Genomic DNA, 26,976 nt, shown 5'->3' on the forward strand with positions numbered 1-26,976 from the left:
ATATATTTATATGGATGAAAACTGAGGTATATATGAAGCGACCAAGTCAGGAAAATATTCAAGTATTTAATAGGTGCGCTTCATCACTTCGTATGATTGCACTTGTTTGTGGATCACTGTTAGGTGGGTGCGTCATGAATCAGGGCCCATACCAGGAGAGTGGATATTACCCTCAGACTTATATGCAAAGTGGGGGCTATGGTGATCAAGGCTACATTCAAGACTCAAGCTATAACGCAGGTCCACAAACAATTTCTTCAGCGCAATTGCAATCATTAGTTTCGCCTATAGCGCTTTATCCAGACTCTTTGCTCTCGCTAATGTTGCTAGCCTCGACCTACCCACTGCAAGTAGCGGAGGCCTATAACTGGCGCAACACTAATGCCTCCTTAAAAGGTGACGCCTTGCAAAATGCAGTCAAGGCACAATCGTGGGACGATAGTGTGAAATCTCTAGTGGCGTTTCCAAAGGCTTTCAATATGATGGGTGGAAAATTGCAGTGGACCCAAAACCTAGGTAATGCCTATAAGTTGCAGGCTGCGGACACCATGAAAGCGGTCCAAGCTTTAAGAAAATTAGCACTCAAGGCCGGTACTCTTAAATCAAATAAAGAAATTACGGTGACTACTGATACGAACTCTAATATCTTAATTACCCCGGCTAATACCAAAGTGGTTTACATTCCGAGTTATAGCCCCACTGTCGTTTATGGGCCATGGCCATATCCTGAATATCCACCATATCCTGTTTATGACCCTGCTTGGGGCTTTATGGATTTTGGTTTTGGCTTTGCTATTGGCGAAGATTTTTGGTCCTACCCCAATTGGTCTAATGGCAGTATTAATTCCACAAACATAAACCCTTCTAATCGCATACCTTCTCGCGCTATTATTGGACCGGCTAGCATTGTCAACCAACAGCGTTTACTTAATGATTGGCAAAATAAATCCACACCTCAGCAGAGGGAGGCAGCCCGCATCGACGGCCAACGCGCCAATAATGCTTTTCAGAAGAATGCTACTCCGCAAGAGAGAGAACAGGCGGATCGCTTAAATCAAGAGGCGCGGAATGATGCTCAGGTGGATAGGAGTGATCCCAATATATATCGTGAAGCCGGACAAGAAAATGCTTTGCGTGAGCAAGCACGCTTTGATGGTGATCAAGACCGCTCACGAGGTTTTAATGGTGGGGGTGGTTTTAACGGCTTTGGCGGCGGCCATATGAGCGGATTTGGCGGAGGCGGTGGTGGTGGCAGTCATATGGGCGGCTTTGGCGGCGGCCATATGAGCGGTTTTAGACGTTAACTTCTATTAAGAGAAAAGACTCATGAAAATATTTCCGAGAATATGCGTACTCATTGCATCTATATTTTGTTTTTCCCCATATGCATTTGCGCAGAAAGACCTCCCAGTAGACGACGCTAGTACCGCTGCATATGTCGAGCTCTGCAAAAATCCCGCTGATGAACAAGGACGTAGTTTTTGCTTTGGCTTTGGCGAGGGTGTATATCAGGCGTATTTAGCGAGTCATGCTTCAAATGCTAAGAAAGCTATATGCTTTGAAGATAAAAACGATACTCGTAATGAGGTTTTACAAAAGTTCCTATCATGGAGCAATGCAAACCCTCAATTGAACAAAGACAAAGCAGCCAAAACCCTAATGCGCTTCTTTACTGATAATTACTCTTGTAAGAAATAAAAAAGCCACAAATAAAAAAAGCCAGCAAGAGCTGGCCTTTTTTATTATTGTTAATGTGAAAGCTTAGTCTGCATATGCACCAGCTTTACGAATCACTGGACCCCATTTGTTGATTTCGGCTTCAAGATGACTTTTGAGTCCAGCTGGAGTGGCTTTGCTTGCAGGAACCATTTCGATGTTGGATTCTGCTAGGCGTGCCTTCACTTCTGGGTCATTTAACGCAGCATTTAATGCTTTATTGATCTTAGAGAGCACTGCTGGTGGAGTTCCCTTAGATACATACATACCGTGCCACACTTTAACGTCAAAACCTTTTAGTCCTTGTTCATCCAAAGTTGGAATGTTTGGTAGCGCTGACAAGCGTTTAGGCGTGGTTACACCATAGGTCTTCACCAAGCCATCTTTGATATAAGGAACGGTTTGAGTAGTCTGGTCGCACAAGAGGTCTACTTGACCACCCAGCAGGTCGGTGAGGGCCGGACCAGTCCCTTTATATGGAACAGTTGTTAACTCCACGCCTTCACGAGACATGAACAATAATCCGCAAAGCTGTGAAACTGCGCCAGGACCAGCATTAGCTAGGGTTACCTTTTCTTTATTAGCCTTAATGTAGGCCTCAAGTTCTTTAAAGTTGTTTGGTGGAAAATTCTTACGACCCAAGAGCACCATCGGAACATCAACCACTTGACCAATGTATTCAAAATCTGTCATTGGATCGAATGGAAGTTTCTTGTACAGTGCTGGCGCAGTAGCCATGCCCATATGGTGAATAAGAACCATATAACCATCTGCCGGTGAACGCGCAACACGGGTTGCAGCAATTGTTCCACCAGCGCCGACAGTATTTTCAACAATCACGGTTTGCCCTAGATTTTTGCCCATTGGTATCGCAACCAAACGAGCTACTGCATCGGTTGGTCCACCAGCGGCAAATGGCACGACTAAGGTAATGGGCTTATTCGGGTAGGCGTCTGCAGCTAGTGCAGCTCCGTTAATAAGGAGGGAGGAGGCAAGTAATGCACCGATGCTTGCCAATATAGAAGTACGTAATTTCATGGTTTTTCTCCGTTTAAATTCTGTGAATCGAACTGCCAATCTCTCTGCGCTTAGCTACACGGTTGATTTTGCCAGCATTCTGGTCTGTAAAGATTAGTGTTTACCAGCAATTGCGAGAGTTCTTTGCGCTAAAAGAACCACTGGGCGATCAATCATGCGACCATCTAACTTAATGGCCCCGCCTTTAGAGGCTTTATCAGCCTCTATAACCTTTTGGGCCCACAAAACCTCTTCTTGGCTAGGCATGAATGCTGTCCTCACTGGCAATACCTGCTTAGGGTGGATGCAGAGTTTGGCGCCAAAGCCCATGCGCTTGGCGCGCTGGGCATCAGCAGTAATCCGGTCAATATCATCAGTTGAGGGGGTTACGCCGTCAATAGGTGGGGCAATTTGGGCTAACCTTGAAGCTAGTACGATTTGATAACGCGCAGTTTGTAGTTCGGTTTCCTGGGGGTCACAAATCATTCCAAGGTCTGCCTGCAAATCAATATTTCCTAATGCAATGCGCAACACTTGGTTTGAATTAGCCAACTCCTTAAGCTTATCTAAGCCAATCGCAGTTTCAATCATTGGCACGATAGCCGTGTTTGGAAGAACCTGTGCGGCGCCATTGATTTGATCTAAAGACTCACTCTTAGGGATTAGTAGGCAGGCGATATTTAATTCTTTTGCCAGCATTAGGTCAGCCGCATAAAATTTCGTGCCTGGCGCATTTGATCTAAGAACTAATCGTTTTTTTTGCTCGTCAGTAAATTGAGGCCAAGCGGTGCGAATAGCATCACGAGCGCTTTGTTTTTCTTCCTCTGGAACGGCATCCTCTAAATCTAGAATGACAGCATCTGCGCCACTATCTAAGGCTTTTGCAAAGCGCTCAGGCCTAGTTCCCGGGACAAATAGGAAGTTACTGCTAAAGCCAAGGGGTGTGTCGATTGGGTTCATGAATGGCGATGTTAGAGTAAATGCGAAGATTCATTGCGCGGTAGTAATAGAGTCATCTTGGACTGTTTGCGGATATTCCACAAGTGATCGATGGCCTTGCTCATTTCTGCTGGGGTGGCGCCACCACTAAATGCAGCAAGCCGTAAGGCTTTAGCGGTAATTTCAGAGCGGTTCAGGGTATTGCCAGGATCACCCTTGGGCTCATCAACACGGCCATCTAAAATTTCCCCGTTGTGCAGATGTACTTTGACCTTGCCAATCCAGCGCTGCGGGTAGGCGCTATCAACCTCGGGATCTAAAGTCATCGTTACACGATCGCGAAATAAGCAAATGGCATCATCATGAAAGTGCTGATCAAATTCTGTTAACCCAGCAAATTGATAATGAGCTACTAATGCCAAGACTGTGCCCATGGAAAACTTAGATTGATGAACAGTAGCAGGGTCCGTAACTGGCCCCAAGACGTCAATCGCGCCTTGGTGCACCAAAGTTTCCACTTTTGATATGTCACTGGGCTTGAGTTTATGTGTCAACAGGACTTGTAGAAGCGCATCTGCCGCTGGATGTGTATGACGACAAGAGGCGTGATATTTAAAGCTAGTCTCGGCAATGGCCCAGCGAGTGCCAAGACCATCTACTAATTTACTTGGATCTGAGTCGCTCGACATACCCGCAGCCATGCCTTGCTTGCCTTCTAGGATGTGCTGAGCACCAGTAAATCCAGCTTGCGCAAGATATGCGGACATCAATCCAACAGAAGCAGCATGTGCTGTGTGAAGTTGTTTGGAATCTGCGGCATCGCGCAGAAATTCCCAGAGGCCAGCTGATTGTGTCCCTGCCGAACCAAATGCATTCAACATTTGTTCGGGATTCAATTTCAGTAGGTGACCAACAGTCGCAGCAGCAGCCAGAGTACCCGCAGTTCCTGTTGTATGAAATACTTTGTAATGGGAGCGCCCTAAAAACTCCCCAACCCGAATGCCGACTTCGTAGCCGGCTACCGCAGCGGTGAGCATGTCTTCACCAGAGGCCCCAATTGCTTGGGCGCAAGCCAACGCAGGGGGAAACACTACCGTAGCCGGGTGAAAGACTGAGCCATTATGAACATCATCCTGCTCCGCAACGTGTGAGGCAGCGGCATTGACCATCGTCGCAAGAAATGGACTAGAGCTATTGCGTGATATGAGTACCTCTGATGGGCCTAGATGCGTGCTATCAAAGCCCCCCATCTTTTGGGCGAATTGTGCAATGGTCTCAACAGGGCGCGAGCCCTTGCCTGCGATGGCAGAGCCAAACCAGTCAACCAGCAGGTCTTCAGCACGAGCAATCACCTCATTCGGAATGTCTTGTATCTTGAGATGAGCTGCAAAGCTAGCTAATTCTTTTGATAAGTGGGGTATCGACATAATGGACATCTACTCTGGTTAGGCTAATACTGCTATTGCTTGCATTGTGAGCCAGCCCTCGTGATCTTCCGCCCAGATCGAGATTGTTTTACCACTTGGATCTTTTTCCAAATCAGGCTTAGCGCTTACTTTGAAGATATTGATATCAAAAGTGGGGCGGATGGCGCGGAATTCAAAACGCTTGAGCTTGCAGTTGGGAATGCTTTGGCGAACGAGGTCAACCAATAAGGTGGCAATCAGTGGGCCATGAACAATTAATCCAGGGTAGCCTTCCACTTCAGTCACATATTTACGATCGTAGTGAATGCGATGGCCATTGAAGGTAAGTGCCGAGTAGCGGAATAAAAAAACATCATCTGGCGTAATAGTTTTAGACCATTTGGCATCACTTGGTGCCGGTATTGGTGCAACTGGCTTATCCTCAGGTCCGGGGGCGTCCCGATAAACAATGTCATGCTCTTCGACGAGTGCTAAACCATTTTGGTTAGATATCTCATGGCTGACTACAACAAAAATCAAATCTCCTGTGCGGCCAGCTTTATGAGTAACGGATTGAATTTTGGAAACACGTTTAATCTCATCTCCAACGGAGAGTGGCGCAAGCCATTGCACGCGACTACCAGCCCACATGCGACGGGGCAAAGGAACCGGAGGTAAAAAGCCGCCACGTTTAGGGTGGCCATCAGGACCAATTTCAGATTGGCGTGCATGCGGTAAAAAATAAAGCCAATGCCACAGTTCGGGCAGGAAACTGCCTTTGCTGGGATCAGGATCTGGCCGATCTAAAGTGGCTGCTAGCGCCTTGATTGGTGCTGCTGTAACAGTGTCTTCAAGAGACTCTGTTTTGCCGAGCCAATCTTGGAGGTGGGTGATGGTTTGGGCTTCGATTCGCATAACTTCCATTATGCCAAGCTTGAACTGCCTAGGTTCCGATCAGTGTTGAGCTGAGATACGCCAAGAGTCCAGCTAAAGCAGATCCTATTAAGACTGTGATCACCCCTTTTTGGTACTTGAAGAGAGCAAGTGCCGCCAATAAGCAAATCACCATAGAGATCCAGGAGATTGAACCTCCTAAGCCATGCGGAAGAAATACGTGATACGCAAAAAATAGGCCGAGATTGGCGATCACGCCAACAACTGCAGCCGTAATTGCAGTGAGGGGGGCGGTAAAACTGAGTTTGCCGTGAGTGGACTCAATAAAAGGGCCGCCAACCAGAATAAAAAAGAAGGATGGAATAAAGGTAAACCACGTGGCTACACATGCGCCAACCACACCAAACCAAAATGGATTGCTGTGACCAATTAAATGTTGAATGTGGCCAGCGAGATAGCCGACATAAGCCACGATCATGATCAGGGGGCCTGGAGTCGTTTCCCCCAAGGCAAGGCCATCCATCATCTGCCCTGCACTGAGCCATTGAAATTGATCAACCGCCCCTTGGTAAACGTAAGGTAGCACTGCGTATGCGCCGCCAAAGGTTAAAAAGGCTGCCTTTGTAAAGAACCAAGCGATTTGTGGATAGAGTGTTTTCCATCCAAAAAAGGTAGCGAGAGCTGTAATGGGAATCAGCCAGAAGACTGCGGCGACGACAGAATGCTGAATTGTTTTTTGAATGCTAAATTGTGCGTGCTCGGGTGTGGGTGTGTGGTCATCAATGATCGCCGGAAGATGTTGAGCGGCCCCATTTGAGCCGTGCCCCATTTTTTGTTGAAAATATTCTGGATATTTCTTGCCACCCCAAACACCAAGCAAAGCGGCGATGATAACAATGATAGGAAAAGCTAAATTCAAAATAAAGATTGCTAAAAATGACGCTAATGCAATCCATTGCAAAGCTTGGTTGTGAATGGTGCGCTTACCAATGCGAACAGCGGCATGCACAACAATGGCGGTTACAGCAGGCTTGATGCCAAAAAAGATTGCTGAGATCCAAGGAATTTGACCGAAAGTGAGATACACCCATGACAGGCCAATCAAAATAAATAGTGATGGCAGGATAAATAGTGTGCCGGCTAAAATCCCGCCCCAACTACGGTGCATTAACCAGCCAATATAGGTCACTAATTGCTGGGCTTCGGGTCCCGGTAGCAGCATGCAGTAGTTCAGGGCATGCAAAAAGCGCCGCTCAGAAATCCAGCGGCGCTTCTCGACTAATTCTTGATGCAGGACGGCAATTTGTCCTGCGGGGCCGCCAAAACTAATGAATCCTAATTTTGCCCAGAACTTTAAAGCTTCTGTCAGGCGAACTTGATTTGGTTTGGCCGACGCCTGACGCAAGTTATTCGCCCATGCCAACCGCAACTTGGCTAAAGCCATTGTCAACGTAAATAATTTCAGCGGTGATTGCGCTAGCTAGATCTGAAAGTAGGAATGAAGCTGCGTTACCCACCTCCTCGATCGTAACGTTACGACGCAATGGTGCAGTATTTTCGAAGCCACTTAAGAGCTTACTAAAGTCTTTAATGCCTGAAGCGGCTAAGGTCTTGATCGGTCCTGCAGAAATGCCATTAACCCGAATCCCCTTGGGCCCTAATGAGGTGGCGAGATAGCGCACAGAAGCTTCTAGTGAGGCTTTTGCAAGACCCATGGTGTTGTAGTGGGGCACCGTCCGCATGGCTCCAAGGTAGGTCAATGTTAATAAGGATGAGTTCTCCCTTAGCATTGGGAGGGCTGCCTTAGCCATTGCTGGGAAGCTATATGCTGAAATGTCGTGGGCGATGCGATATGCCTCGCGACTCAATCCGTCTAGGAAATCTCCCGCAATTGCCTCTCGTGGGGCAAAACCAATCGCATGGACTAGGCCATCCAGTTGCGGCCATATTTTGGCTAAATCCGTAAATACAGCCTCAATTTGCTCGTCACTACCGACATCACAGTCAAAAATGAGCTCGGAATTGAATTCCTTGGCGAAATCGGTGGTGCGCTCTTTAAAGCGTTCGCCCACGTAGGTAAAGGCTAATTCAGCCCCCTCACGATGGCAGGCTTTGGCTATGCCATACGCAATAGAGCGATTAGAAAGAAGGCCGGTAATCAGAATTTTTTTGCCGGAGAGAAAGCCCATGATGTGTCCTTTGCTTCAAATGTGGTTTGCTATCTACAATTGTTGCATATATGTTCATTCCCACCCCCTTCCGCCAAATCGCCCATTTTTTATTGCTAGCCCTGCTGGCTGGGGCTGGACTCAATACTGCACAGGCTGCACAGGGGATTTCTCAGTACGGTAAACCTAAATATCCCGACGGTTTTAGCCACTTCGACTATGTAAATCCTACGGCCCCGAGGGGTGGAACCCTTACTTTGCCCAATCCGGGACAAAGAACGAGCTTCGATAAATTTAACCCGTATACCCTGCGAGGCATTACAGCCCCGGGGATTGAGTTGATGTTTGAGTCTCTTGCTGAAGGCAGTGCCGATGAGGTTTCCAGTATTTATGGTTTGCTTGCTGAAGATATTCAGGTGGCGTCTGATCACAAGTCAGTCATTTTTCGGATTCGTGAGGGCGCGAAATTTTCCGATGGAACACCAGTTCTTGCGGCTGATGTTAAATATAGTTTTGATGTCCTGATGAGTGGCCAGGCACATCCCCGTTACAAAACCACTTTTGGCGATATCAAACAAGCTGTGGTCTTATCTGCTCGCGAGGTTCGTTTTGATTTTAAAAATACCAATACCGAGCTTCCTATTTTGGCTGGAACCTTGCCCATCTTTTCTCGCAACTGGGGTAAGAAGCCAGATGGTTCAATGACTCCGTTTAACCAGATGGCTTTCGAAACACCAATTGGTAGCGGCCCGTATTTAATTGAATCATTTAAAGCTGGTAAGTCCATCACCTTTAAAAGAAACCCGAATTACTGGGCTGATCATTTGGGCAAACCTTTAAATGTGCGTGTGGGTTTTTATAACTTTGATCGCGTACTTTATAAGCTGTATAGCGATGACGCAGTTCGTCTTGAGGCATTTAAGGCTGGTGAGTTTGATGCCTTGGTTGAGTATCGCGCCAAAATATGGGCTAAAGGTTATGTAGGTACAAAGTTCAATGACGGTACCTTGCTAAAGAAAGCGTTCCTGAATCACAATGGTGCTGGAATGCAAGGTTTTGCTATGAATCTGCGTCGCCCAATTTTTCGGGATCCGCGCGTACGACAAGCGTTGGGTTATGCACTCGATTTTGAGTGGCTAAATCGCCAAATCTTTTTTGACCAATATGGTCGCATTAATAGTTATTTTACAAATAGTGATTTAGGTGCAAACTTTGATGGACCTCGTAAGCCTACTGAAGCAGAGTTGAAATTATTAAGACCATTAAAGGCTAAATATCCTCAATGGGTGCCTGATGCAGTTTTTGATCCGATGCCGCCAGCGCCGTCTACTGCAACTCCAAGTAGTTTGCGTCAAAACTTACGCAAGGCGAGGGCTCTACTTGCGCAAGCGGGGTGGCAGTACCACGATGGGGCCTTGAGAAATATGAATGGTGAGGCATTCCGCTTCGAAATGGTTGAGGACGGACCATTTTTTTTAAGAGTCATTTCTGCTTACATTCGCAATCTAGAAAAGTTAGGAATTCAGGTGGATGTTAGAACAAGTGATTTCGCGCTCCATCAGAAGCGTATGAATGAATATGATTTTGATATGACTACCATCCGCTTCCCAGACTCTCAAAATCCTGGCAATGAGTTATATGATCGCTTTGGCAGTCAAGCTGCTAAGGAGAAGGGGTCTGATAATGTCATTGGCATTCAGTCTCCGGTAGTTGATGCTTTAGTTGATGAGATAACAAAAGCAAAAAATCGCGAGGAATTGCGGGCAGCTACAAGGTCTTTGGATCGAGTCTTGTGGAATAGTTATTTTGTTGTGCCGCAGTGGTACAACCCAACACATCGCGTTGCTTATCGTAAAGAGATGCGCTATCCCGAGCCGCCGATGTATTACTCAGCAGAGCCGTGGATTATGCAAAATTGGTGGAAAGAGGAGTCTCAATAATGCAAGGTCAAATGCGCTCTTACATCTTTAAGCGTTTGCTCTTAATGATTCCGACTTTGCTGGGTGTTTTAACACTGACTTTTGCCGTAGTGCAATTTGTGCCGGGTGGACCGGTGGAGCAGATGGTGCTTGAGTTAAAAGGCAAAGGAAATGCCTCAGTAGGAGGTACAGAGTCTTCTGGTGCTGGGGCGACGTATCGAGGACGGCAGGGGGTCGATGCACAACGCTTAGAGGAAGTTAAGGCGCTCTATGGCTTTGATAAGCCACCACTAGAGCGTTATTTCATGATGCTTGGGCGCTTTGCGACTTTCGATTTAGGTCAAAGTTATTACCAGCATGAAAGCGTATGGCATTTGGTGGTTTCTAAACTGCCAGTCTCGATCAGTATTGGCCTGTGGACCTTTTTTATTACATATTTAGTCTCTATACCGCTGGGAATCGCTAAGGCAGTGCGTGATGGTACTCGTTTCGACGCTGTAACGAGTAGCATGATTCTGGTGGGTTATGCCATCCCTGGCTTTGTCTTGGGCGTCCTGCTATTGGTGTTATTTGGGGGCGGTAGCTTCTTGCAAATTTTTCCTTTACGAGGACTTACTTCCGATAACTGGAGTGATCTCAGTTTGATGGGTAAGGTGATGGATTACTTATGGCACTTGGTTTTACCTATTACCGCATCTGTACTAGGTAGTTTTGCAGTCGTGACTATGCTCACAAAAAACTCTTTTTTGGAAGAGATTCGGAAGCAATATGTGTTAACCGCTAGGGCAAAAGGATTAACTGAGAAACAAGTACTTTGGAAACATGTATTCCGTAATGCGCTTTTACCTTTGGTTACTGGATTTCCATCGGCATTCATTGGCGCTTTTTTTACCGGTTCACTTTTGATTGAAACCCTATTTTCCTTAGATGGCTTGGGTTTGCTTTCTTATGAGTCAGTCATGCGTCGCGATTATCCAGTGGTGTTCGGTACTTTATATTTATTTACTTTAATTGGCCTATTCACGAAGTTAATTTCCGATCTTTGCTATGTTTATGTTGACCCCCGTATTCAGTTTGGTGCTGGGGGCGGTTCATGAGTCGTTGGCAACGTTTTCAATCGAGTCGGACTGGCTATCTAAGTTTATGGATCTTCATGACTTTATTTGGCTTAAGTATGTGCGCCGAATTGATTGCGAATGACAAGCCTTGGATTGTTCGGTACGAAGGCCATTTTTATTTCCCTATTATTCACAATCAAGCGGAAACCGTTTTTGGTGGAGACTTCGCGACCCCTACAGATTTTTTGGATCCCGATATCCGTCGCAACCTAACGAGTAATGGTAATTGGGCAATTTATCCCCCTATTGAATATAGCTACGAAACACTAAATTACTTTTCTCAAGTTCCCAATCCTGCGCCGCCATCTTGGGACAACTGGCTTGGTACCGATGATCGAGGGCGTGATGTTTTGGCGCGTTTGATTTACGGATTCCGTTTGTCTATCTTGTTTGGCCTGGCCCTGACTATTGTCGGCGTGAGTGTCGGCATTATTACTGGCTCATTGATGGGCTTCTTTGGCGGTAAGTTTGACCTGATATCGCAACGCTTGATTGAGATTTGGGCTGCTATGCCGGAGCTTTACCTCTTAATTATTTTTGCCTCCATCTTCAACCCTAGTATCTGGCTTTTAATTATTTTGCTGGCTGCTTTTGGGTGGATGGGTTTATCGGACTATGTTCGCGCTGAGTTTTTCCGTAATCGTGCCTTGGAGTATGTTCGAGCAGCCAGAGCGCTGGGCTTGACCAATGTGCAAATTATGCGTCGGCACATTCTGCCAAATAGCTTGACACCAGTGATTACCTTTTTACCTTTCCGCATGAGCGCAGCAATTCTTTCTTTGACGAGCTTGGATTTTTTGGGTCTTGGTGTGCCACCGGGAACGCCAAGCCTCGGGGAGTTGCTTTCACAGGGCAAGGGCAATTTAGATGCCTGGTGGATTTCGTTATCGACCTTTGTGGTGTTGGTTAGCACTTTGCTATTACTGACTTTTATGGGCGAAGCTTTGCGTGATGCGTTCGATTCTCGTAAATCAGGCCTGATGAGTGGGGGGCGCTCATGAGTTCATCACCTCAGTCCTTTAGCCCTTTGTTGCGCTATCAAGATTTCAGTATTTCTTTTGGATCTGGACGTCGAGAAAAATTTGCCGTTCATCATCTTGATTTGGAAATTGGTGTTGGCGAGCGCGTTGCCTTGGTTGGCGAATCAGGCTCTGGAAAAACCTTGACTGCACTCGCGCCTTTGCGGCTTGAACCAGAGGGTGCAAAGGTGACGGGTCAGATTTGGTGGGGCGGTAAAGAGGATGTGCAAAAGCAAACCTCTAGGGCGCCAGTTGACCTTCTTTCTTTGCCAATCGAAAACATTCGGGAGATACGGGGTCGTGAGATTGCTATGGTGTTTCAGGAGCCGATGACCGCGCTTAATCCTTTATTTACGGTGGGCAATCAAATTGTGGAAGCGGTACAGGTTTATCAACCCTTGATCTCTAAAGCAGATTCCATGGCGGCTGCCATTGAATTGCTCAAGAAGACCGGGATACCCGAACCAGAAACTCGTTTTCATTCTTATCCTCATCAACTCTCTGGTGGTCAAAGACAGCGCGCCATGATTGCGATGGCCTTGGCTTGTAAGCCGCGCCTTTTGATTGCTGATGAACCAACCACTGCATTAGATGTGAGTTTGCGTTTACAAATTTTGGATTTATTAAAAGAATTACAAGAGGAAGCTAAAGATGAGGGCGGCATGGGTATCTTGCTGATTACCCATGATCTCAATTTAGTAAAGCACTTTGCGCACCGAGTGGCTGTTCTAAATCAGGGCAACTTGATGGAGGTTGGTGCCACCAAGCAAGTCTTTGGGCACCCCGCAGATCCCTATACCCGCGCCTTAGTCAATAGTCAGCCTGTCCGTGAGATTGCCCCTGTGATGCCGCTGGCTCCCGTGCTACTTAAGGCTAATCAGTTGTCTGTTTCTTATCCAAACTCACAATCGACTTCTTGGTTTAAGAAGCAAGCCCGCCACCAAGTATTGCGTAAGGTGAGCTTTGAATTAAAGCAGGGTCAGACCATTGGAGTAATTGGTGAATCTGGCTCTGGAAAAACTACCTTAGGCATGGCTGTCCTTGGATTGCTTGGTGATTCGATGGCAGAGCTTACTGGTGAGGTCGATGTTCTAGGATATGCTTGGCAAGCATTGAAGTCTGTGGAGCGTCGTGCCCTGCGTTCGAGTTTGCAGGTGATATTTCAAGACCCGTTTGGTTCGCTTTCACCACGAATGAACGTTATGCAAATCATTTCAGAGGGTTTAGATGTGCACTTTCCTAAGCTATCTGTCGCAGAGCGTGAGTCCAGAGTATTGGATATGTTGAGAGAGGTCGGTTTAGATCGTACGGCGCTTTCTCGATATCCCCATGAATTTTCTGGTGGCCAGAGGCAGCGGATTGCAATTGCTCGTGCATTAATCTTGCGGCCCCAGATTTTGGTCTTAGATGAGCCAACCTCCGCTTTGGATGTTTCCATTCAAAAGCAAGTGCTGGCATTACTTAGCGAACTCCAGAAAAAGTACAACTTAGCTTATTTGCTGATTAGCCATGACTTGGCTGTAATTAGGGCAATGTCACACGAAGTAATGGTCCTCAAAGGCGGCAAGGTGGTGGAGTTTGGTGAAACTGAAGCCCTCATTCAAAATCCTCGGCAGGTATACACAAGAGAATTATTCACGGCTGCTGAGCTTACTTAAGAGCCAGATAGATGGTCTAAATTGGTGCATATGCCCATTATTGAGGCAAAAAAAATCTATTATAAACAAGATGTTAGCCCTAGAGTGAAGGCTTGGTTAATTAAAGGTTCTTTGTTAAACTAGTCCGATGTCACTCAAAAAAGCACCGCTCTCTTTGTTTCTGGCCACTTTTGTGCGCCTAGGCCTTGTTTTGAGTTTTGCTCTTTCATTCTCCATGGCGCAAGCTGTAGAGGGTTCAACAGAAACTGTGATTGAGGTTTCGAAGGACGCGCCCAAAGAGGGCATGTTTCAGGCGGGCAAGTCTTATTTTTCGCGTGTTTCAGATCGCTTGGTCGACTCTGTTTCCGGCAAATCTGAGGAGTTAATTAACCAGGCAATGCAAGTTATTGGCGTGCGTTACCGCTCGGATACTGAATTGCCGCAATCCGGCTTAGACGGCAGTAGTTTTGTTGGCTACGTGTTTAAAGACAAGTTAGGTTTTTTATTGCCACGTAAGTCGACTCAAATGAGCCGGGTTGGTAAGCCTATTAATCGTGAAGAGTTGCAACCAGGTGATTTAGTATTTTTTAACACCATGCGCTTAACCTTTTCGCATGTTGGCATCTACGTTGGCGATAACAAATTTATCCACTCCCCATCCAAAGGGGCAAATGTTCGTCTTGATGACCTCAGTAGTTTGTATTGGGATAAGCGCTTTGATGGCGCTCGTCGCTTAGATGGTACTGACAACCTTGGCGATCAAGAGCGCCAAGAGTTATTGGAAGAGGTCAAGAGCATTAAACGTAAGTCGCGCAGTCTTTAATTGCTAGTCTGCCTGATGATTCAATCATGGCATCATGTTTTCAAGCGAGTTCATGTTCTTTTAGCCACTCTTTGAGTGCTAAATCAATTCGTGTTTGCCACCCAGCCCCCGTAGCTTTAAATGAATCAATCACCTCGCTCGATAGACGAATAGTTGTTGAAATCTTTGTTGGTGATACTTGCGCTCCCCTAGGCTTTCGGGAGGCTAATTTTGTTTGTAAGGATTTTGGTAGGTCTGCAAACTTTTTAGCTGCCTTTAGCTCAGCAGCAGTCCATTCAAAATCTTCCTGATCAATCTTAGGCTTGCTGTGCATACTTTTTGATCTCTCGCTTATTTGCTTTTCTAAAACTAATGACTCGAATGCCCTTAGTGGTTTCTAAAAATACTAGAGCATGTAATCTCGTATTCAAGAAACCAATGGCGCGTCTGCGTAGTTCCCCATAGTTTTTTCGCACGTCAATTGAAAACTTCGCTGTTTCAAAATCGAACTCTGCCACTTCTTCAAATGAGATATTTCGTTCTTTAATGTTTTTTGCGTTTTTACTTTGGTCATAGGTAATCTCCATCTATCAAATTGTAACTACAATCTGATATAGCCAAATATACCATGTCCCCCTAAAGGTTGTGGGGGATAGAGTTTTTTATGGCTTAAGTTTTTCCTTGATGAGCGCCATTTGCGCTTGCGTGGCTGCTTCTCCCGCTAGGATTGCAGCGCTTCGAGATTTGAAGTCGCCGCTACTCATTTGTTTGAGCTGCGGCTGAATCACAATGTCAGCACTTCTCAGCTCATGCTCATTAATACTTCTTTGCATGATCGAGATAGTTTGCTGCAGGATTCCAAAAGTTCCGCTGGCATCTTGATGAACGGGTTCTGAAGAAATATTGACTGCAATAATGAAAGTGGCGCCCATCTGTCTTGCGTAATTGACAGGAACCGGTGCAACCAATCCGCCATCGACATATTCTTTGCCACTAATAACGGCTGGCTGAAAAACGCCGGGCACACTACAGGAGGCGCGAACTGCTAATCCAGTATTGCCAGTTCTAAATAAAACACCTTTGCCGGATTGGAGTTCAGTTGCGACGATTCCCAGGGGGATGCGCATCTGCTCAATCAATTTGTTTTGTACTTCACGGTTAACCATATTTTGCAGGGCGTCACCTTTAATGAGACCGCCAAAACGACCAGCAAATGGGAGGCCCCAATCAGCAATGGTGGCCTCATCCAAATTTAGGGCGAGTCTATTGAGATCATTTCCACTGGCACCAGAGGCCAATAGTGCTGCAATCACACTACCGGCGCTGCTGCCAACCACTATGTCTGGGCGAATACCTTGAGCTTCAAGCGTCTTAATCACGCCAATATGCGCAAATCCGCGAGCAGCCCCCGCTCCTAGAACAAGGCCGATAACAGGCTTTTGGCTGTTAAATACGCTGCAAGAGCTCAAGCTTGCGCTTCCTGCAATAGTTCCAAGACCAAGGCCAAAGCGTAGAAAACGACGCCTTTTTGCAGGATCGGTTGAGGATGTGAAGGTTTTTGGAGAAAATTGGTACATATAGCTATTGTATTGAGCCTACCTTATAATGGCTTAACGGTGAGCAAAGATAACTTTGTTTCAGCGCGGGCGGCTCTCCTAATTAGAATTCAAGAGATGAATTGCCCGTAGTAGCTAGATAACACCACAAACCCATTACTGAAATACATTATTAAAGTCTAATCAGGAAATTGCCTGATAGCCCGAATTTTATGGATGATCACCACAAGCGCGTAATTGAAACAGCTCTCCTGTGCGCGCAGGAACCACTCACTATTACTGATATCACTCGTTTATTTGCTGATGATGTTGTTAGTGCAGAAATAGACGATGTACTGCTAGACCTTCAACGGGAATGGCAAGACAAAGGGATGGAGTTAGTGCATATTGCAACCGGCTGGCGTTTTCAGAGTCGCTTGTCAATGCGCGAATACTTAGATCGTCTAACGCCAGAAAAGCCACCGAGATATTCTCGTGCGGTAATGGAGACCTTAGCAATTATTGCCTATCGTCAACCAGTCACCCGCGGCGAGATTGAAGAGATTCGCGGCGTTGCGGTTAGCAGTAATGTCATGAAGCAGCTGGAAGACCGCGGCTGGGTCGAGGTAATCGGTCACAAAGAAACCATTGGCCGTCCTGGTTTGTATGCCACTACCAAGCAGTTTTTAGATGACTTGAGTTTGACGAATTTACAAAGTTTGCCAATCTTAGAAGATTCAGCTCCGATGGCAGCTGCTGAACAGTTGGGGCAGGCTGTGATGGAATTTGATCCTACTGCTACTGTTGAGACAGTTGTTGAGCTTGATGAAAATGGCCAAGAGATTATCAAGATCGATTTTGAAACAGCAGAAGAAACAGCTGAAACAATGGAAGTAATACAAGAAGTTCCCCCTGAGTCTGAAGATAAAACAGACGAAACAAAATAATTATTAATGACAAGCTCTAACGAAAACGATTCATCCCCGGCAACTAATCCACCGGTAAACCCAGCAAATACTGAGTCAAATCCATCTAGCAGTGATGGTGCCCCCGCTCGGAATCGTGAGGGTGGCGAACGTCGTCCGCGCCGCTCAGGCACTGGCAAGCATCCTTTCAATAAGAAGCGCCCTTTTAATAAAGACAAGCCTCGAAGAGAGGGTGGCGATACCAATAGTCCGCGCGAAGGTAGCGGTAATCAATCAGCAAAATTAGCCCCCAATCCAGCAGAGGCTGAGGCTTTATTTGCTTCTGTGGTGTCGGGCGAGTTTGATGCCGCTTTAGATGCCCCCGAAGCGCTTGAAGCTAAAAATCCCGATGGTGTTAATGAAAGCGAAGTCTCTCATCAGACTGGTGCTGAGCGTCGCGCTCAGCGTGTGCGTCATGATGAGGATGCGGATATGCCAAGCGATGATGAGATGAGCAGTTTGCAGTTTGCAAACGTGGATGACTTGCCTCTAAGTTTGCGCGATGAAGTCTGGTCTGACTTAGATGGTTTGGATGATGATGCTGATGATGAAGACACGGTTAAGTTACACAAAGTATTAGCCGATGTTGGTATGGGTTCGCGGCGCGATATGGAAGATTTAATTATCCAAGGTCGTGTATCTGTAAATGGCTTGCCCGCACATATAGGCCAGCGTATTGGGCCTACAGATCAGGTGCGGATTAATGGTAAACAAGTCCATCGCAAGATTCAGACAAAGCCACCACGAGTAATCATGTATCACAAGCCTTCTGGTGAAATTGTTAGCCAGTCCGATCCCGAAGGTCGTCCAACGGTATTTGATCGTTTGCCTAAACCACGACAAGGTCGCTGGATTGCAGTTGGTCGCTTGGACTTCAATACGGAAGGCTTGCTGTTATTTACTACCTCAGGTGAACTGGCGAATCGTTTAATGCACCCCCGTTATGGTGTCGAGCGTGAATATGCTGTGCGCATTTTGGGCGAGTTAAGCCAAGAAAATACTGCCCAACTCAAGAGCGGTATTCAACTCGATGATGGCCAAGCTCGATTCCTGCGCTTAGCAATGGGTGGTGGCGATGGTGCGAATCGCTGGTATCAAGTTGCCTTGACTGAAGGGCGCAACCGCGAGGTACGCCGCATGTTTGAGGCTGTGGGTCACGTTGTTTCTCGCTTGATTCGTACCCGTTACGGTATGTTCTTGCTGCCTCCGCGTCTGCGTCGCGGCAAATGGGAGGAGGTTTCGCCTGATGGTGTTGCAAACCTCATGAAATCCGCAGGACTAAAGGTTCCTCAAGCTCAAGATAAGGGTCGACCAGGCGCAGGTGGGCATGGTCGTGATCGTCATGCTGGGGTTGCTGGAGGCGACTTCCAGCCAGATCCAATGCAAACTTCAGTGTCTTATTGGGGTTCCCGTGATGCTTTGACTATGGCCGATGGCCACAATGGTCTGACCCATCAAGGTAGGAGTGGCAAGTCAGCTGGTAGCGGTTCTACTGAAGGGCGCGGTTCTTTCCGCGGTCGAACTCAAGGCGGCAGACCAGGGCAAGGTGGCGGTCAAGGTGGGCAGGGTAGAAATGGGCAAAGCCGCAATAAGGGCGGGAAAGTCCATCATGGGCAGTCCGCTTTTGTAACTGCAAACCCTCAAAGTCCTGGTAACGGACCCAAACGGAGTGCACCGAAAGGGCGCAAACCGTTTAATAAGGGCCCCAGAAAGCCTCGGGATCCAAGCGAAAGCTTCTGATTTCTATCGATTTTTCTCTAAATCAGCTATAATTTTGGTCTTGCAGTAGCTTGCTGCTGTTTTTGTTGTTACCGACTGATGTTGCGATCAACGTAAGTCGGCCTGTTCTGAATTCGAGAATATGGGCTTTGAAGCCCATTTTTTTTTGCCAATTTGGCATGAGAGGTTGTCGTGAAAGATCAGCAGATTATTTCTGCAGAGCTGGAAAACTTAGGCTACGCGCTGGTGGATATCGAGCGTGAAGCAGGTGGTTTGCTACGCGTCACGATTGAAAATCTCGATTATGAGCGTTTGATTAATGTTGAGGATTGCGAAAAAGTCAGTCATCAATTGAGTTATACCTTGCCGGTTGAAAATATTCCTTACGAGCGTTTGGAGATTTCTTCGCCAGGTTTGGATCGTCCGGTGAAGTCTGCTGCTGATTTTGAGCGCTTCTCTGGAATGGAAGTAGATATGAAGTTGCGTGTTGCCGTTAATGGCCGTAAGAATTTTCGTGGTGTGTTGCAAGGTTTGCTGACTGGTGAATTGAATTCACCTGATGCGAAGTTTGGTTTGGTGTTTGAGGGTGCTGATGGTGCCGAGTCTCAATTGGAGTTTTCTTTAGCCGAGGTCGATAAGACTCGGTTGGTCCCTGTTATTGATTTCAAAGGAAGAAAGTCATGAGTCGAGAAGTTCTCATGTTGGCAGACGCCCTAGCGCGTGAAAAGAACGTTGATCAAGCCATTGTGTTCGAGGCGCTGGAGATGGCTTTGGCCTCTGCGACTAAGAAACGCTATACAACGGAAGATGTGGATATTCGCGTTTCAATCGATCGCGAGTCCGGTGAATATGAAACCTTCCGTCGTTGGCTGGTCGTGCCAGACGAAGCTGGCCTACAAGAGCCTGATAAAGAAATTTTACATTTTGAGGCTCTTGAACAGTTTCCAGATATGGAAGTTGGCGAATACATCGAAGAGCAGATTGAATCTTTAGCCTTTGGTCGCATTGGTGCGCAAGCAGCTAAGCAGGTGATTTTGCAGCGTATTCGTGATGCTGAGCGTGAGCAAATTTTGAACGACTACCTTGATCGTGGCGAAAAAGTTATGACTGGTACCGTTAAGCGCGCCGATAAGAACGGTCTCATTATTGAATCAGGTCGTGTTGAGGCGTTACTTCGCCGCGATCAAATGATTCCAAAAGAGAACTTGCGTTCAGGCGACCGTGTACGCGCCTATATTTTGAAGGTGGATCGTGAAGCACGCGGCCCACAAATCGAGCTTTCACGTACTTGCCCAGATTTCTTGATTAAGTTGTTTGAAAATGAAGTGCCTGAGATGGAGCAGGGCTTGTTAGAGATTAAGGGTGCAGCTCGTGATCCTGGTATCCGCGCCAAGATTGCTGTGGTTACTTATGACAAGCGTATTGATCCAATTGGAACTTGCGTAGGCGTACGAGGTACCCGTGTTACCGCAGTTCGCAACGAAGTGGCAGGCGAAGCGGTTGATATCGTATTGTGGTCTGAAGATCCAGCCCAGTTTGTGATCGGCGCTTTAGCGCCAGCACAAGTATCTTCTATCGTGGTTGATGAAGAGCGTCATGCGATGGATGTGGTGGTTGATGAAGAGAACTTGGCAATTGCAATTGGCCGAAGTGGACAAAACGTCCGCTTAGCGAGTGACTTGACTGGTTGGCAGATCAACATCATGACTCCTGAAGAGTCTGCTGAAAAAACTGAAAAAGAAGCTGCATCCGTGCGCCAGTTGTTTATGGACAAATTAGATGTGGATCAAGAAGTGGCTGATATTTTGATTGAAGAAGGTTTCAATACATTGGAAGAGGTTGCTTATGTGCCTCTATCTGAAATGTTGGAAATTGATTCATTCGATGAAGACACTGTAAATGAATTGCGTACTCGTGCGCGTGACTCTTTGCTGACTATGGAGTTGGCTAAAGAAGAGCGCGTTGGCGAGGTATCGCAAGACTTACGTTCCCTCGAAGGCATGACAACGGAATTGATTGCTAGGCTTGCTGACAATCAAGTTCACACCCGTGACGACCTTGCTGAATTGGCTGTTGATGAGCTAGTTGAGGCGACACAAATTGACGAAGAAACTGCGAAAACGCTCATCATGAAAGCGCGCGAACATTGGTTTACTTCATGAGAGGAAGTAGTGCATGGCAACAACAGTAAAAGTACTCGCTAAAGAATTAAAGCGTACCGCGCCAGACCTCCTAGAGCAGTTGAAGGCGGCAGGTATTGAAAAAGGTTCTGAGGACGATAACATTACCGAAAAGGACAAAACTGTCCTGCTTGAGCATTTGCAAAAAGAGCATGGTAATGCTGACGTAGGTAGTCGTAAAAAGATTACTTTAATCAAGCGTGAGAACTCTGAAATCCGTCAAGCAGACTCTGCTGGGCGTACTCGTACAGTTCAAGTTGAGGTTCGCAAGAAGCGCGTGTTAGTTAAGGCTGGAGATAAGCCTGTCCTAGAGCCTGAAGTCCAGACTCCGGTTGCAAAAGTTGAAACTAAAGACGCTCCTGCTAAGTCCATTCTTTCTGAAGAAGAATTAGAAAAACGCGCGGCGGAAGCGACTCGTCAGGCTGAATTATTGGCACGCCAAGAAGCTGAAATGAAGGCCGCTGAAGAAGTGCGCCAAAAAGAAGCTGCCGTTATAGTGGCGGAACCAGAAGGAAAACCCGATGACGCTCCCGATGCGGTTGCTATAGCTGCTGATAAAAAAGCGCAAACTGAAAAAGCATCTAAAGATTTAGCTGCTGCCAAAGAAAAAGAATTAGCAAATATTCGCGTACGTCGCGCTGCCGCTGAAGCTGAGGCATTGGCGATTCGCGACATGATGAGCGCACCAGCACGAGTGCTAAAGGCGCCAAGTGAGGTTGCTGCTGAAGAAGCTAAAAAAGGCACCCTGCACAAGCCTGCCAAGGTAGAAGGTGCGGACGATAAGAAGAAGGCTGTAGCCAAAGTTGGCGGTAAGACAATTAAGTCTGCTGAAACCTCATCTACCTGGCAAGAAGAAGGCGCCAAAAAACCAGGTGGTCTGAAGACCCGTGGTGATAGCTCTGGGGGTGTTGGTGGTTGGCGTTCAGGTGGTGGTCGTAGAAAGCAACGCCAAATTGCAGAAGCAAACGTTGATACCAACTTTCAAGTGCCAACAGAAAAAGTGGTTCACGATGTTCAGGTTCCAGAAACAATTACTGTTGCCGAGTTAGCGCATGCTATGGCCGTTAAGAGTGCTGAAGTGATTAAGCTCTTGATGGGTATGGGTCAGATGGTGACAATCAACCAAGTCCTTGACCAAGATACTGCAATGATCATTGTTGAGGAGATGGGTCACACAGCCCACGCTGCTAAGTTAGATGATCCTGATTTAGATCTCGGCACAGCTGGTCATGATGCTGAATTATTGCCGCGTCCACCAGTAGTGACCGTAATGGGTCACGTTGACCACGGTAAAACTTCCTTGCTCGATAAAATCCGCGCTGCAAAAGTTGCTACTGGTGAGGCTGGTGGCATTACTCAGCACATTGGTGCATACCACGTAGAAACACCACGTGGCATGATTACCTTCTTAGATACTCCGGGTCATGAGGCCTTTACGGCAATGCGCGCTCGTGGTGCTAAGGCAACGGATATCGTGATCTTGGTAGTTGCTGCGGATGATGGTGTGATGCCACAAACGAAGGAAGCAATCCACCATGCGGTAGCTGGTGGCGTGCCAATTGTTGTCGCTATTAATAAAATTGATAAACCAGAGGCTAATTCGGAGCGTGTTAAGACTGAATTAGTTGCCGAGCAAGTTGTTCCTGAAGAGTACGGCGGCGACGTGCCATTTATTCCAGTGTCAGCAAAAACTGGCGAAGGTATTGATGCTTTATTAGAGAACGTTCTTCTGCAAGCAGAAATTTTGGAGCTCAAAGCGCCTAAAGATGCTCCAGCACATGGCCTCGTGATTGAGGCTCGTTTGGACAAAGGCCGCGGCCCAGTTGCAACAGTGCTGGTTCAATCCGGTACGCTCAAGCGTGGCGATATGTTGTTGGCTGGCTCGACATATGGTCGTGTTCGCGCAATGTTGGATGAGAACGGTAAACCATGTAATGAGGCTGGCCCATCTATTCCGGTCGAGATTCAAGGTTTATCTGAAGTTCCCGCTGCGGGCGAGTCGGTACAGGTTGTTCCTGATGAACGTAAGGCTCGTGAGATTGCTCTTTTCCGTCAAGGCAAGTTCCGTGATGTGAAGTTGGCTAAACAGCAAGCATTCAAACTTGAAACCATGATGGAAAACATGGAAGAGGGTGCGATTGAAGCAAAACTGTTGCCGCTCATTATTAAGGCTGACGTTCAGGGTTCGCAGGAAGCCCTGTCACAATCCTTGCAAAAACTTTCGACTGCAGAGGTAAAGGTGCAGATCGTTCACGCAGCAGTAGGTGGTATTACTGAAACAGACGTGAATTTAGCGGTCGCTTCTAAGGCGGTCATTATTGGCTTCAACTCACGCGCAGATGCTGCGGCTCGTAAGTTGGCTGAAAATAATGGCGTTGACATTCGTTATCACAACATTATTTATGACGCAGTCGATGAAGTGAAATTAGCACTCAGCGGTATGCTAACACCAGACAAGAAAGAGGAAATCACCGGCATGGTTGAGATCCGTCAAGTCTTCTTGGTTTCTAAAGTTGGCGCAATTGCCGGTTGCTTAGTCGTTGATGGTGTCGTTAAACGGACTTCGAGTGTTCGTCTATTGCGTGACAATGTGGTTGTCTGGACGGGTGAGTTGGATTCTCTGAAACGCTTTAAAGACGACGCTAAAGAAGTTCGCGCGGGTGTTGAGTGCGGCTTGTCTTTGAAGGGCTATAACGATATTAAAGAGGGTGATCAGCTTGAAGTGTTCGAAGTAACTGAAGTGGCTCGCTCACTCTGAGTTAGTGTTGAATGCATAAAACCAGTCCACATCGCAACCAGCGTCTCGCCGATCAAATTCAGCGAGACCTGGCCGAACTGATTCCGCGTGAGTTACGTAGCCCAAGTTTGGGCTTGATTACCTTGCAAAGTATTGAGTTAACACCCGACCTTGCGCATGCCAAAGTGTTCTTTACTGTCTTAGGCGCTGAGCCTGAGCATGCTCTCAAGGCTTTACAAGAAAAAGCGGGTTATTTACATTCTTTGTTGTTTAAGCGTTTGCATATTCATACCGTTCCCACTTTGCATTTCCACTATGACAGCTCTGTCGAGCATGGTATTGAAATGTCTCGCTTGATTGATCAGGCTGTAGACAGTGATCGTAAAGACGAGAGCCAGTAACTTCATGTCTATACGGATCGATGGGGTTGTTTTATTGGATAAACCTGCTGGGATGAGTTCCCAGGGTGCGGTGACTGCTGTAAAGCGCGCCTTCAATGCGGATAAAGCAGGACATACTGGAACCCTGGACCCAATGGCTACTGGTTTGCTCCCCATTTGCTTGGGTGAGGCTACCAAATACTCACAAGATCTACTTGAGGCTGATAAGACATACATCGCCCAAGTGAGATTTGGCTCGCGCACCGATACTGGTGATGCCGAGGGTCTCGTGATTGAAGAGTTGCCTCTCCCTGTATTTGCCGATGAGACAGCAATTAGAATGGCTTTAAATGCATTGCTGCCAAAGTTTACCGGCCCCATTACTCAAGTGCCTCCAATGTATTCAGCACTCAAACGCGATGGCAAGCCTTTATACGAATATGCGCGAGCTGGTGTTGAGTTAGAGCGCACTCCGCGTAATATTACGATTCACGCTATTCGCTGGACGGATATCTGTTGGCCAGAAGCAACCCTAGAGGTGAGCTGTAGCAAGGGTACTTATATTCGTGTGATTGCCGAAGATCTTGGCAATGCGCTGGGTTGCGGGGCTCATTTAGTCGGCTTACGGCGCACCGAAGTAGGCCACTTAACCTTAGAGCAATCATTCACATTAGAATCTATTCAGCAAGGCTTGCAAGATAGCTCAAGCTATATCTTGCCAGTTGATGCTTTGCTGCAAACTTTGCCTCATTTGACGGTAGATGAGCAACAAGCCAAACGCTTGGAGATGGGGCAACGTGTCCCGCTTAATCTACCCTCTGTAGAAGCTTTGGTACGCATATATCGCGCTACCGCTGCTCCACATAATTTTATTGGTACTGCGGACTGGCGCTCTGGTGTGTTGCATCCTAAGCGGCTGATCTCTCAAACCAATTAAACCAATTTGACTTATTTATTGATTAACCTTATTTCAACTTCATTTCTAACTTCAGAAGCTTCACATGACTAAACGCGCACTTCGTAACATCGCCATCATCGCCCACGTTGACCACGGTAAAACAACGCTGGTTGACCAACTCTTACGCCAATCTGGCACATTCCGCACGAATGAAAAAATGACCGAACGCGTCATGGATTCAAACGATTTGGAAAAAGAGCGCGGCATTACTATTTTGTCCAAGAACTGTGCAGTTGAATACGATGGCACACATATCAACATCGTTGATACACCGGGACACGCAGACTTTGGTGGCGAAGTAGAGCGCGTGCTCTCCATGGTTGATGGTGTGTTGTTATTGGTTGATGCAGTTGAAGGCCCAATGCCTCAGACCCGTTTCGTTACTAAGAAGGCTTTGGCTCTTGGGCTTAAACCAATTGTTGTGATCAATAAGGTTGATCGCCCAGGGGCGCGTTGCGATTATGTAATTAATGCTACTTTTGAACTCTTTGACAAATTAGGCGCAACTGAAGAGCAGCTCGACTTTCCGATCGTTTATGCATCGGGCCTTAATGGCTATGCAGGTCTGACAGAAGACGTCCGTGAAGGCGACATGCGTCCTTTATTTGATGCGGTGTTGGAGCATGTTCCTGTACGTGATGATGATCCTGACGGCCCTTTGCAATTTCAGATTTCTTCTATCGACTACAACAGTTATGTAGGAAAAATTGGTATTGGTCGCGTGAACCGTGGCCGTGTTAAGTCGGGCATGGAGGTGATTTGTTTAAATGGCCCAGACGGCGTTCCATTCAAGGGTCGCATTAACCAAGTATTGAAGTTCAAAGGTCTTGAGCGTGAAATTGTTGACGAAGCAGTTGCTGGTGATATTGCTTTGATTAATGGTATTGACGAATTAGCGATTGGTACTACCGTTTGCGCGGTTGATAAACCCGATGCATTGCCAATGCTCAAAATTGATGAGCCAACCTTAACCATGAACTTCATGGTGAACACTAGCCCGTTTGCAGGTCGTGAAGGTAAGTTTGTTACTAGCCGTCAAATTCGTGAGCGCCTGGACCGCGAACTAAAATCCAATATGGCATTGCGCGTAAAAGAAACCGATGACGATACCGTATTCGAAGTATCTGGTCGCGGTGAATTGCATCTCACGATTTTGGTTGAAACTATGCGTCGTGAGGGTTATGAGCTAGCAGTTTCCCGTCCTCGCGTAGTGTTTCATGAAGAGAATGGCGTGAAGATGGAGCCGTTCGAGAATCTAACGGTCGACTTAGAAGATTCTACTCAGGGTGCTGTAATGGAGGACTTGGGTAAGCGTAAAGGTGAATTGCTCGATATGGTGAGTGATGGTAAAGGACGTACACGTCTTGAGTATCGTATTCCTGCGCGTGGCTTAATCGGTTTCCAGGGTGACTTTATGACCATGACCCGTGGTAACGGTTTAATGAGTCATACCTTTGATTCCTATGCTCCAGCTAAAGACGGTATATTGGGCGAGCGCCACAATGGCGTGTTGATTAGTCAAGATGACGGCGTGGCAGTTGCTTACGCCATTTGGAAGTTACAGGATCGCGGCCGTATGTTTGTGAAGCATGGTGACCCTGTATACGAAGGTATGATCATTGGTATTCATAGCCGTGACAATGACTTAGTCGTCAATACCATTAAAGGTAAGCAGTTAACCAACGTGCGTTCTTCTGGTACTGATGAGGCGGTTCGCTTGGTGACACCGGTTGATCTTACTTTGGAATACGCAGTTGAATTTATTAGTGATGATGAACTGGTTGAGGTTACCCCGAAGAGTGTTCGTGTTCGTAAGCGTCACCTGAAAGAGCATGATCGTAAGAAGGCTTCGCGCGAGTAATCCAGT

Annotated in this window: 24 protein-coding genes; 15 read left to right on the plus strand and 9 right to left on the minus strand. The window is 46.9% G+C overall.

Annotated elements, in window-relative coordinates:
* The first annotated feature begins 32 nt into the window (after positions 1 to 32).
* Together ICN46_RS08115 and ICN46_RS08120 are read left to right on the plus strand one after the other, a co-directional pair.
* The gene (locus tag ICN46_RS08115) at positions 33 to 1,304 is read left to right on the plus strand and encodes a DUF3300 domain-containing protein (protein ID WP_216207126.1); all 1,272 of its coding nucleotides are present in this window, start codon (positions 33 to 35) and stop codon (positions 1,302 to 1,304) included.
* Positions 1,305 to 1,326: 22 nt separating this feature from the next.
* Entirely contained in the window at positions 1,327 to 1,698 is a 372-nt protein-coding gene (locus ICN46_RS08120; protein WP_216207128.1) for a Rap1a/Tai family immunity protein, read from the plus strand.
* Between the two features lie 63 nt (positions 1,699 to 1,761).
* On the opposite strand, the gene ICN46_RS08125 is transcribed toward ICN46_RS08120, so the two are convergent.
* The 6 genes from ICN46_RS08125 to fabI all read right to left on the minus strand — a co-directional run bounded on the left by ICN46_RS08125 (position 1,762) and on the right by fabI (position 8,161).
* Positions 1,762 to 2,754 carry a tripartite tricarboxylate transporter substrate-binding protein gene (locus ICN46_RS08125; RefSeq protein WP_216207132.1) on the minus strand — a complete coding sequence of 331 codons (993 nt, stop codon included), beginning with the start codon at positions 2,752 to 2,754 and terminating at the stop codon, positions 1,762 to 1,764.
* A 93-nt stretch (positions 2,755 to 2,847) separates the two neighbouring features.
* The gene (locus ICN46_RS08130; RefSeq protein ID WP_216207136.1) at positions 2,848 to 3,693 is read right to left on the minus strand and encodes an HpcH/HpaI aldolase/citrate lyase family protein; all 846 of its coding nucleotides are present in this window, start codon (positions 3,691 to 3,693) and stop codon (positions 2,848 to 2,850) included.
* 11 nt (positions 3,694 to 3,704) lie between these two features.
* Positions 3,705 to 5,099 carry an MmgE/PrpD family protein gene (locus ICN46_RS08135; RefSeq protein ID WP_216207139.1) on the minus strand — a complete coding sequence of 465 codons (1,395 nt, stop codon included), beginning with the start codon at positions 5,097 to 5,099 and terminating at the stop codon, positions 3,705 to 3,707.
* A gap of 18 nt (positions 5,100 to 5,117) precedes the next feature.
* Entirely contained in the window at positions 5,118 to 6,002 is an 885-nt protein-coding gene (locus tag ICN46_RS08140) for an HTD2 family dehydratase (protein ID WP_216207144.1), read from the minus strand.
* Between the two features lie 19 nt (positions 6,003 to 6,021).
* Entirely contained in the window at positions 6,022 to 7,416 is a 1,395-nt protein-coding gene (gene chrA / locus ICN46_RS08145; protein WP_216207147.1) for a chromate efflux transporter, read from the minus strand.
* A complete protein-coding gene (fabI, locus tag ICN46_RS08150) occupies positions 7,379 to 8,161 on the minus strand; it encodes an enoyl-ACP reductase FabI (protein ID WP_216207149.1) in 783 nt (260 codons plus the stop codon). The genes chrA and fabI overlap by 38 nt, the downstream gene beginning before the upstream one ends.
* Positions 8,162 to 8,211: 50 nt before the next feature.
* Here fabI and ICN46_RS08155 point away from each other — a divergent pair, with 50 nt between their 5' ends.
* From ICN46_RS08155 to ICN46_RS08175, 5 genes are all read left to right on the plus strand, one after another.
* A complete protein-coding gene (locus ICN46_RS08155) occupies positions 8,212 to 10,080 on the plus strand; it encodes an extracellular solute-binding protein (protein ID WP_216207152.1) in 1,869 nt (622 codons plus the stop codon).
* A gap of 11 nt (positions 10,081 to 10,091) precedes the next feature.
* Complete coding sequence (locus tag ICN46_RS08160) at positions 10,092 to 11,156, plus strand: microcin C ABC transporter permease YejB (protein ID WP_216207277.1); 1,065 nt, start codon at positions 10,092 to 10,094, stop codon at positions 11,154 to 11,156.
* A complete protein-coding gene (locus tag ICN46_RS08165; RefSeq protein WP_216207156.1) occupies positions 11,153 to 12,178 on the plus strand; it encodes an ABC transporter permease in 1,026 nt (341 codons plus the stop codon). Before ICN46_RS08160 ends, ICN46_RS08165 begins: the two co-directional genes overlap by 4 nt.
* Positions 12,175 to 13,854 (plus strand): ABC transporter ATP-binding protein, encoded by a 1,680-nt coding sequence (locus tag ICN46_RS08170; protein ID WP_216207160.1) that lies wholly within the window; start codon positions 12,175 to 12,177, stop codon positions 13,852 to 13,854. The genes ICN46_RS08165 and ICN46_RS08170 overlap by 4 nt, the downstream gene beginning before the upstream one ends.
* A gap of 127 nt (positions 13,855 to 13,981) precedes the next feature.
* Positions 13,982 to 14,656: a C40 family peptidase gene (locus ICN46_RS08175; RefSeq protein ID WP_216207162.1), complete on the plus strand. Its 675-nt coding sequence runs from the start codon at positions 13,982 to 13,984 to the stop codon at positions 14,654 to 14,656.
* 40 nt (positions 14,657 to 14,696) lie between these two features.
* Here ICN46_RS08175 and ICN46_RS08180 read toward each other — a convergent pair whose 3' ends face one another.
* The 3 genes from ICN46_RS08180 to ICN46_RS08190 all read right to left on the minus strand — a co-directional run bounded on the left by ICN46_RS08180 (position 14,697) and on the right by ICN46_RS08190 (position 16,212).
* Positions 14,697 to 14,969, minus strand: a complete 273-nt coding sequence (locus ICN46_RS08180) for a BrnA antitoxin family protein (protein WP_216207166.1) — start codon at positions 14,967 to 14,969, stop codon at positions 14,697 to 14,699.
* Positions 14,953 to 15,222: a BrnT family toxin gene (locus tag ICN46_RS08185; protein WP_216207168.1), complete on the minus strand. Its 270-nt coding sequence runs from the start codon at positions 15,220 to 15,222 to the stop codon at positions 14,953 to 14,955. The genes ICN46_RS08180 and ICN46_RS08185 overlap by 17 nt, the downstream gene beginning before the upstream one ends.
* A 75-nt stretch (positions 15,223 to 15,297) precedes the next feature.
* Positions 15,298 to 16,212, minus strand: coding sequence for a patatin-like phospholipase family protein (locus tag ICN46_RS08190; protein ID WP_216207171.1), 915 nt, complete (start codon positions 16,210 to 16,212; stop codon positions 15,298 to 15,300).
* 191 nt (positions 16,213 to 16,403) lie between these two features.
* On the opposite strand from ICN46_RS08190, the gene scpB reads away from it, so the two are divergent.
* The 8 genes from scpB (at position 16,404) to typA (ending at position 26,970) form a co-directional block, all read left to right on the plus strand.
* Entirely contained in the window at positions 16,404 to 17,117 is a 714-nt protein-coding gene (scpB, locus tag ICN46_RS08195) for an SMC-Scp complex subunit ScpB (protein WP_216207174.1), read from the plus strand.
* 6 nt (positions 17,118 to 17,123) lie between these two features.
* The gene (gene rluB, locus ICN46_RS08200) at positions 17,124 to 18,875 is read left to right on the plus strand and encodes a 23S rRNA pseudouridine(2605) synthase RluB (RefSeq protein WP_216207177.1); all 1,752 of its coding nucleotides are present in this window, start codon (positions 17,124 to 17,126) and stop codon (positions 18,873 to 18,875) included.
* Between the two features lie 171 nt (positions 18,876 to 19,046).
* On the plus strand, positions 19,047 to 19,538 hold the full coding sequence (gene rimP, locus ICN46_RS08205; protein WP_216207180.1) for a ribosome maturation factor RimP: 492 nt from the start codon (positions 19,047 to 19,049) through the stop codon (positions 19,536 to 19,538).
* Positions 19,535 to 21,016, plus strand: coding sequence for a transcription termination factor NusA (gene nusA / locus ICN46_RS08210; protein ID WP_216207184.1), 1,482 nt, complete (start codon positions 19,535 to 19,537; stop codon positions 21,014 to 21,016). The genes rimP and nusA overlap by 4 nt, the downstream gene beginning before the upstream one ends.
* A gap of 13 nt (positions 21,017 to 21,029) precedes the next feature.
* Positions 21,030 to 23,792: a translation initiation factor IF-2 gene (infB, locus tag ICN46_RS08215; protein ID WP_216207186.1), complete on the plus strand. Its 2,763-nt coding sequence runs from the start codon at positions 21,030 to 21,032 to the stop codon at positions 23,790 to 23,792.
* An 11-nt stretch (positions 23,793 to 23,803) separates the two neighbouring features.
* A complete protein-coding gene (gene rbfA / locus ICN46_RS08220; RefSeq protein WP_216207189.1) occupies positions 23,804 to 24,172 on the plus strand; it encodes a 30S ribosome-binding factor RbfA in 369 nt (122 codons plus the stop codon).
* A gap of 4 nt (positions 24,173 to 24,176) precedes the next feature.
* Positions 24,177 to 25,088 carry a tRNA pseudouridine(55) synthase TruB gene (gene truB / locus ICN46_RS08225; RefSeq protein ID WP_216207191.1) on the plus strand — a complete coding sequence of 304 codons (912 nt, stop codon included), beginning with the start codon at positions 24,177 to 24,179 and terminating at the stop codon, positions 25,086 to 25,088.
* A gap of 64 nt (positions 25,089 to 25,152) precedes the next feature.
* Positions 25,153 to 26,970, plus strand: coding sequence for a translational GTPase TypA (typA, locus tag ICN46_RS08230; RefSeq protein ID WP_216207196.1), 1,818 nt, complete (start codon positions 25,153 to 25,155; stop codon positions 26,968 to 26,970).
* The last annotated feature ends 6 nt before the right edge of the window (positions 26,971 to 26,976 follow it).

This window comes from Polynucleobacter sp. Latsch14-2 (genome assembly GCF_018881925.1).
In the GTDB taxonomy this organism is placed as follows: domain Bacteria; phylum Pseudomonadota; class Gammaproteobacteria; order Burkholderiales; family Burkholderiaceae; genus Polynucleobacter.

Excerpts from the sequence above, each read along its gene's own strand:
- ICN46_RS08115 (WP_216207126.1), top strand. The coding sequence starts at position 33 with ATGAAGCGACCAAGTCAGGAAAATATTCAAGTATTTAATAGGTGCGCT.
- ICN46_RS08120 (WP_216207128.1), top strand. The coding sequence starts at position 1,327 with ATGAAAATATTTCCGAGAATATGCGTACTCATTGCATCTATATTTTGT.
- ICN46_RS08125 (WP_216207132.1), bottom strand. The coding sequence starts at position 2,754 with ATGAAATTACGTACTTCTATATTGGCAAGCATCGGTGCATTACTTGCC.
- ICN46_RS08130 (WP_216207136.1), bottom strand. The coding sequence starts at position 3,693 with ATGAACCCAATCGACACACCCCTTGGCTTTAGCAGTAACTTCCTATTT.
- ICN46_RS08135 (WP_216207139.1), bottom strand. The coding sequence starts at position 5,099 with ATGTCGATACCCCACTTATCAAAAGAATTAGCTAGCTTTGCAGCTCAT.
- ICN46_RS08140 (WP_216207144.1), bottom strand. The coding sequence starts at position 6,002 with ATGGAAGTTATGCGAATCGAAGCCCAAACCATCACCCACCTCCAAGAT.
- chrA (WP_216207147.1), bottom strand. The coding sequence starts at position 7,416 with ATGGCTTTAGCCAAGTTGCGGTTGGCATGGGCGAATAACTTGCGTCAG.
- fabI (WP_216207149.1), bottom strand. The coding sequence starts at position 8,161 with ATGGGCTTTCTCTCCGGCAAAAAAATTCTGATTACCGGCCTTCTTTCT.
- ICN46_RS08155 (WP_216207152.1), top strand. The coding sequence starts at position 8,212 with ATGTTCATTCCCACCCCCTTCCGCCAAATCGCCCATTTTTTATTGCTA.
- ICN46_RS08160 (WP_216207277.1), top strand. The coding sequence starts at position 10,092 with ATGCGCTCTTACATCTTTAAGCGTTTGCTCTTAATGATTCCGACTTTG.
- ICN46_RS08165 (WP_216207156.1), top strand. The coding sequence starts at position 11,153 with ATGAGTCGTTGGCAACGTTTTCAATCGAGTCGGACTGGCTATCTAAGT.
- ICN46_RS08170 (WP_216207160.1), top strand. The coding sequence starts at position 12,175 with ATGAGTTCATCACCTCAGTCCTTTAGCCCTTTGTTGCGCTATCAAGAT.
- ICN46_RS08175 (WP_216207162.1), top strand. The coding sequence starts at position 13,982 with ATGTCACTCAAAAAAGCACCGCTCTCTTTGTTTCTGGCCACTTTTGTG.
- ICN46_RS08180 (WP_216207166.1), bottom strand. The coding sequence starts at position 14,969 with ATGCACAGCAAGCCTAAGATTGATCAGGAAGATTTTGAATGGACTGCT.
- ICN46_RS08185 (WP_216207168.1), bottom strand. The coding sequence starts at position 15,222 with ATGGAGATTACCTATGACCAAAGTAAAAACGCAAAAAACATTAAAGAA.
- ICN46_RS08190 (WP_216207171.1), bottom strand. The coding sequence starts at position 16,212 with ATGTACCAATTTTCTCCAAAAACCTTCACATCCTCAACCGATCCTGCA.
- scpB (WP_216207174.1), top strand. The coding sequence starts at position 16,404 with ATGGATGATCACCACAAGCGCGTAATTGAAACAGCTCTCCTGTGCGCG.
- rluB (WP_216207177.1), top strand. The coding sequence starts at position 17,124 with ATGACAAGCTCTAACGAAAACGATTCATCCCCGGCAACTAATCCACCG.
- nusA (WP_216207184.1), top strand. The coding sequence starts at position 19,535 with ATGAGTCGAGAAGTTCTCATGTTGGCAGACGCCCTAGCGCGTGAAAAG.
- infB (WP_216207186.1), top strand. The coding sequence starts at position 21,030 with ATGGCAACAACAGTAAAAGTACTCGCTAAAGAATTAAAGCGTACCGCG.
- rbfA (WP_216207189.1), top strand. The coding sequence starts at position 23,804 with ATGCATAAAACCAGTCCACATCGCAACCAGCGTCTCGCCGATCAAATT.
- truB (WP_216207191.1), top strand. The coding sequence starts at position 24,177 with ATGTCTATACGGATCGATGGGGTTGTTTTATTGGATAAACCTGCTGGG.
- typA (WP_216207196.1), top strand. The coding sequence starts at position 25,153 with ATGACTAAACGCGCACTTCGTAACATCGCCATCATCGCCCACGTTGAC.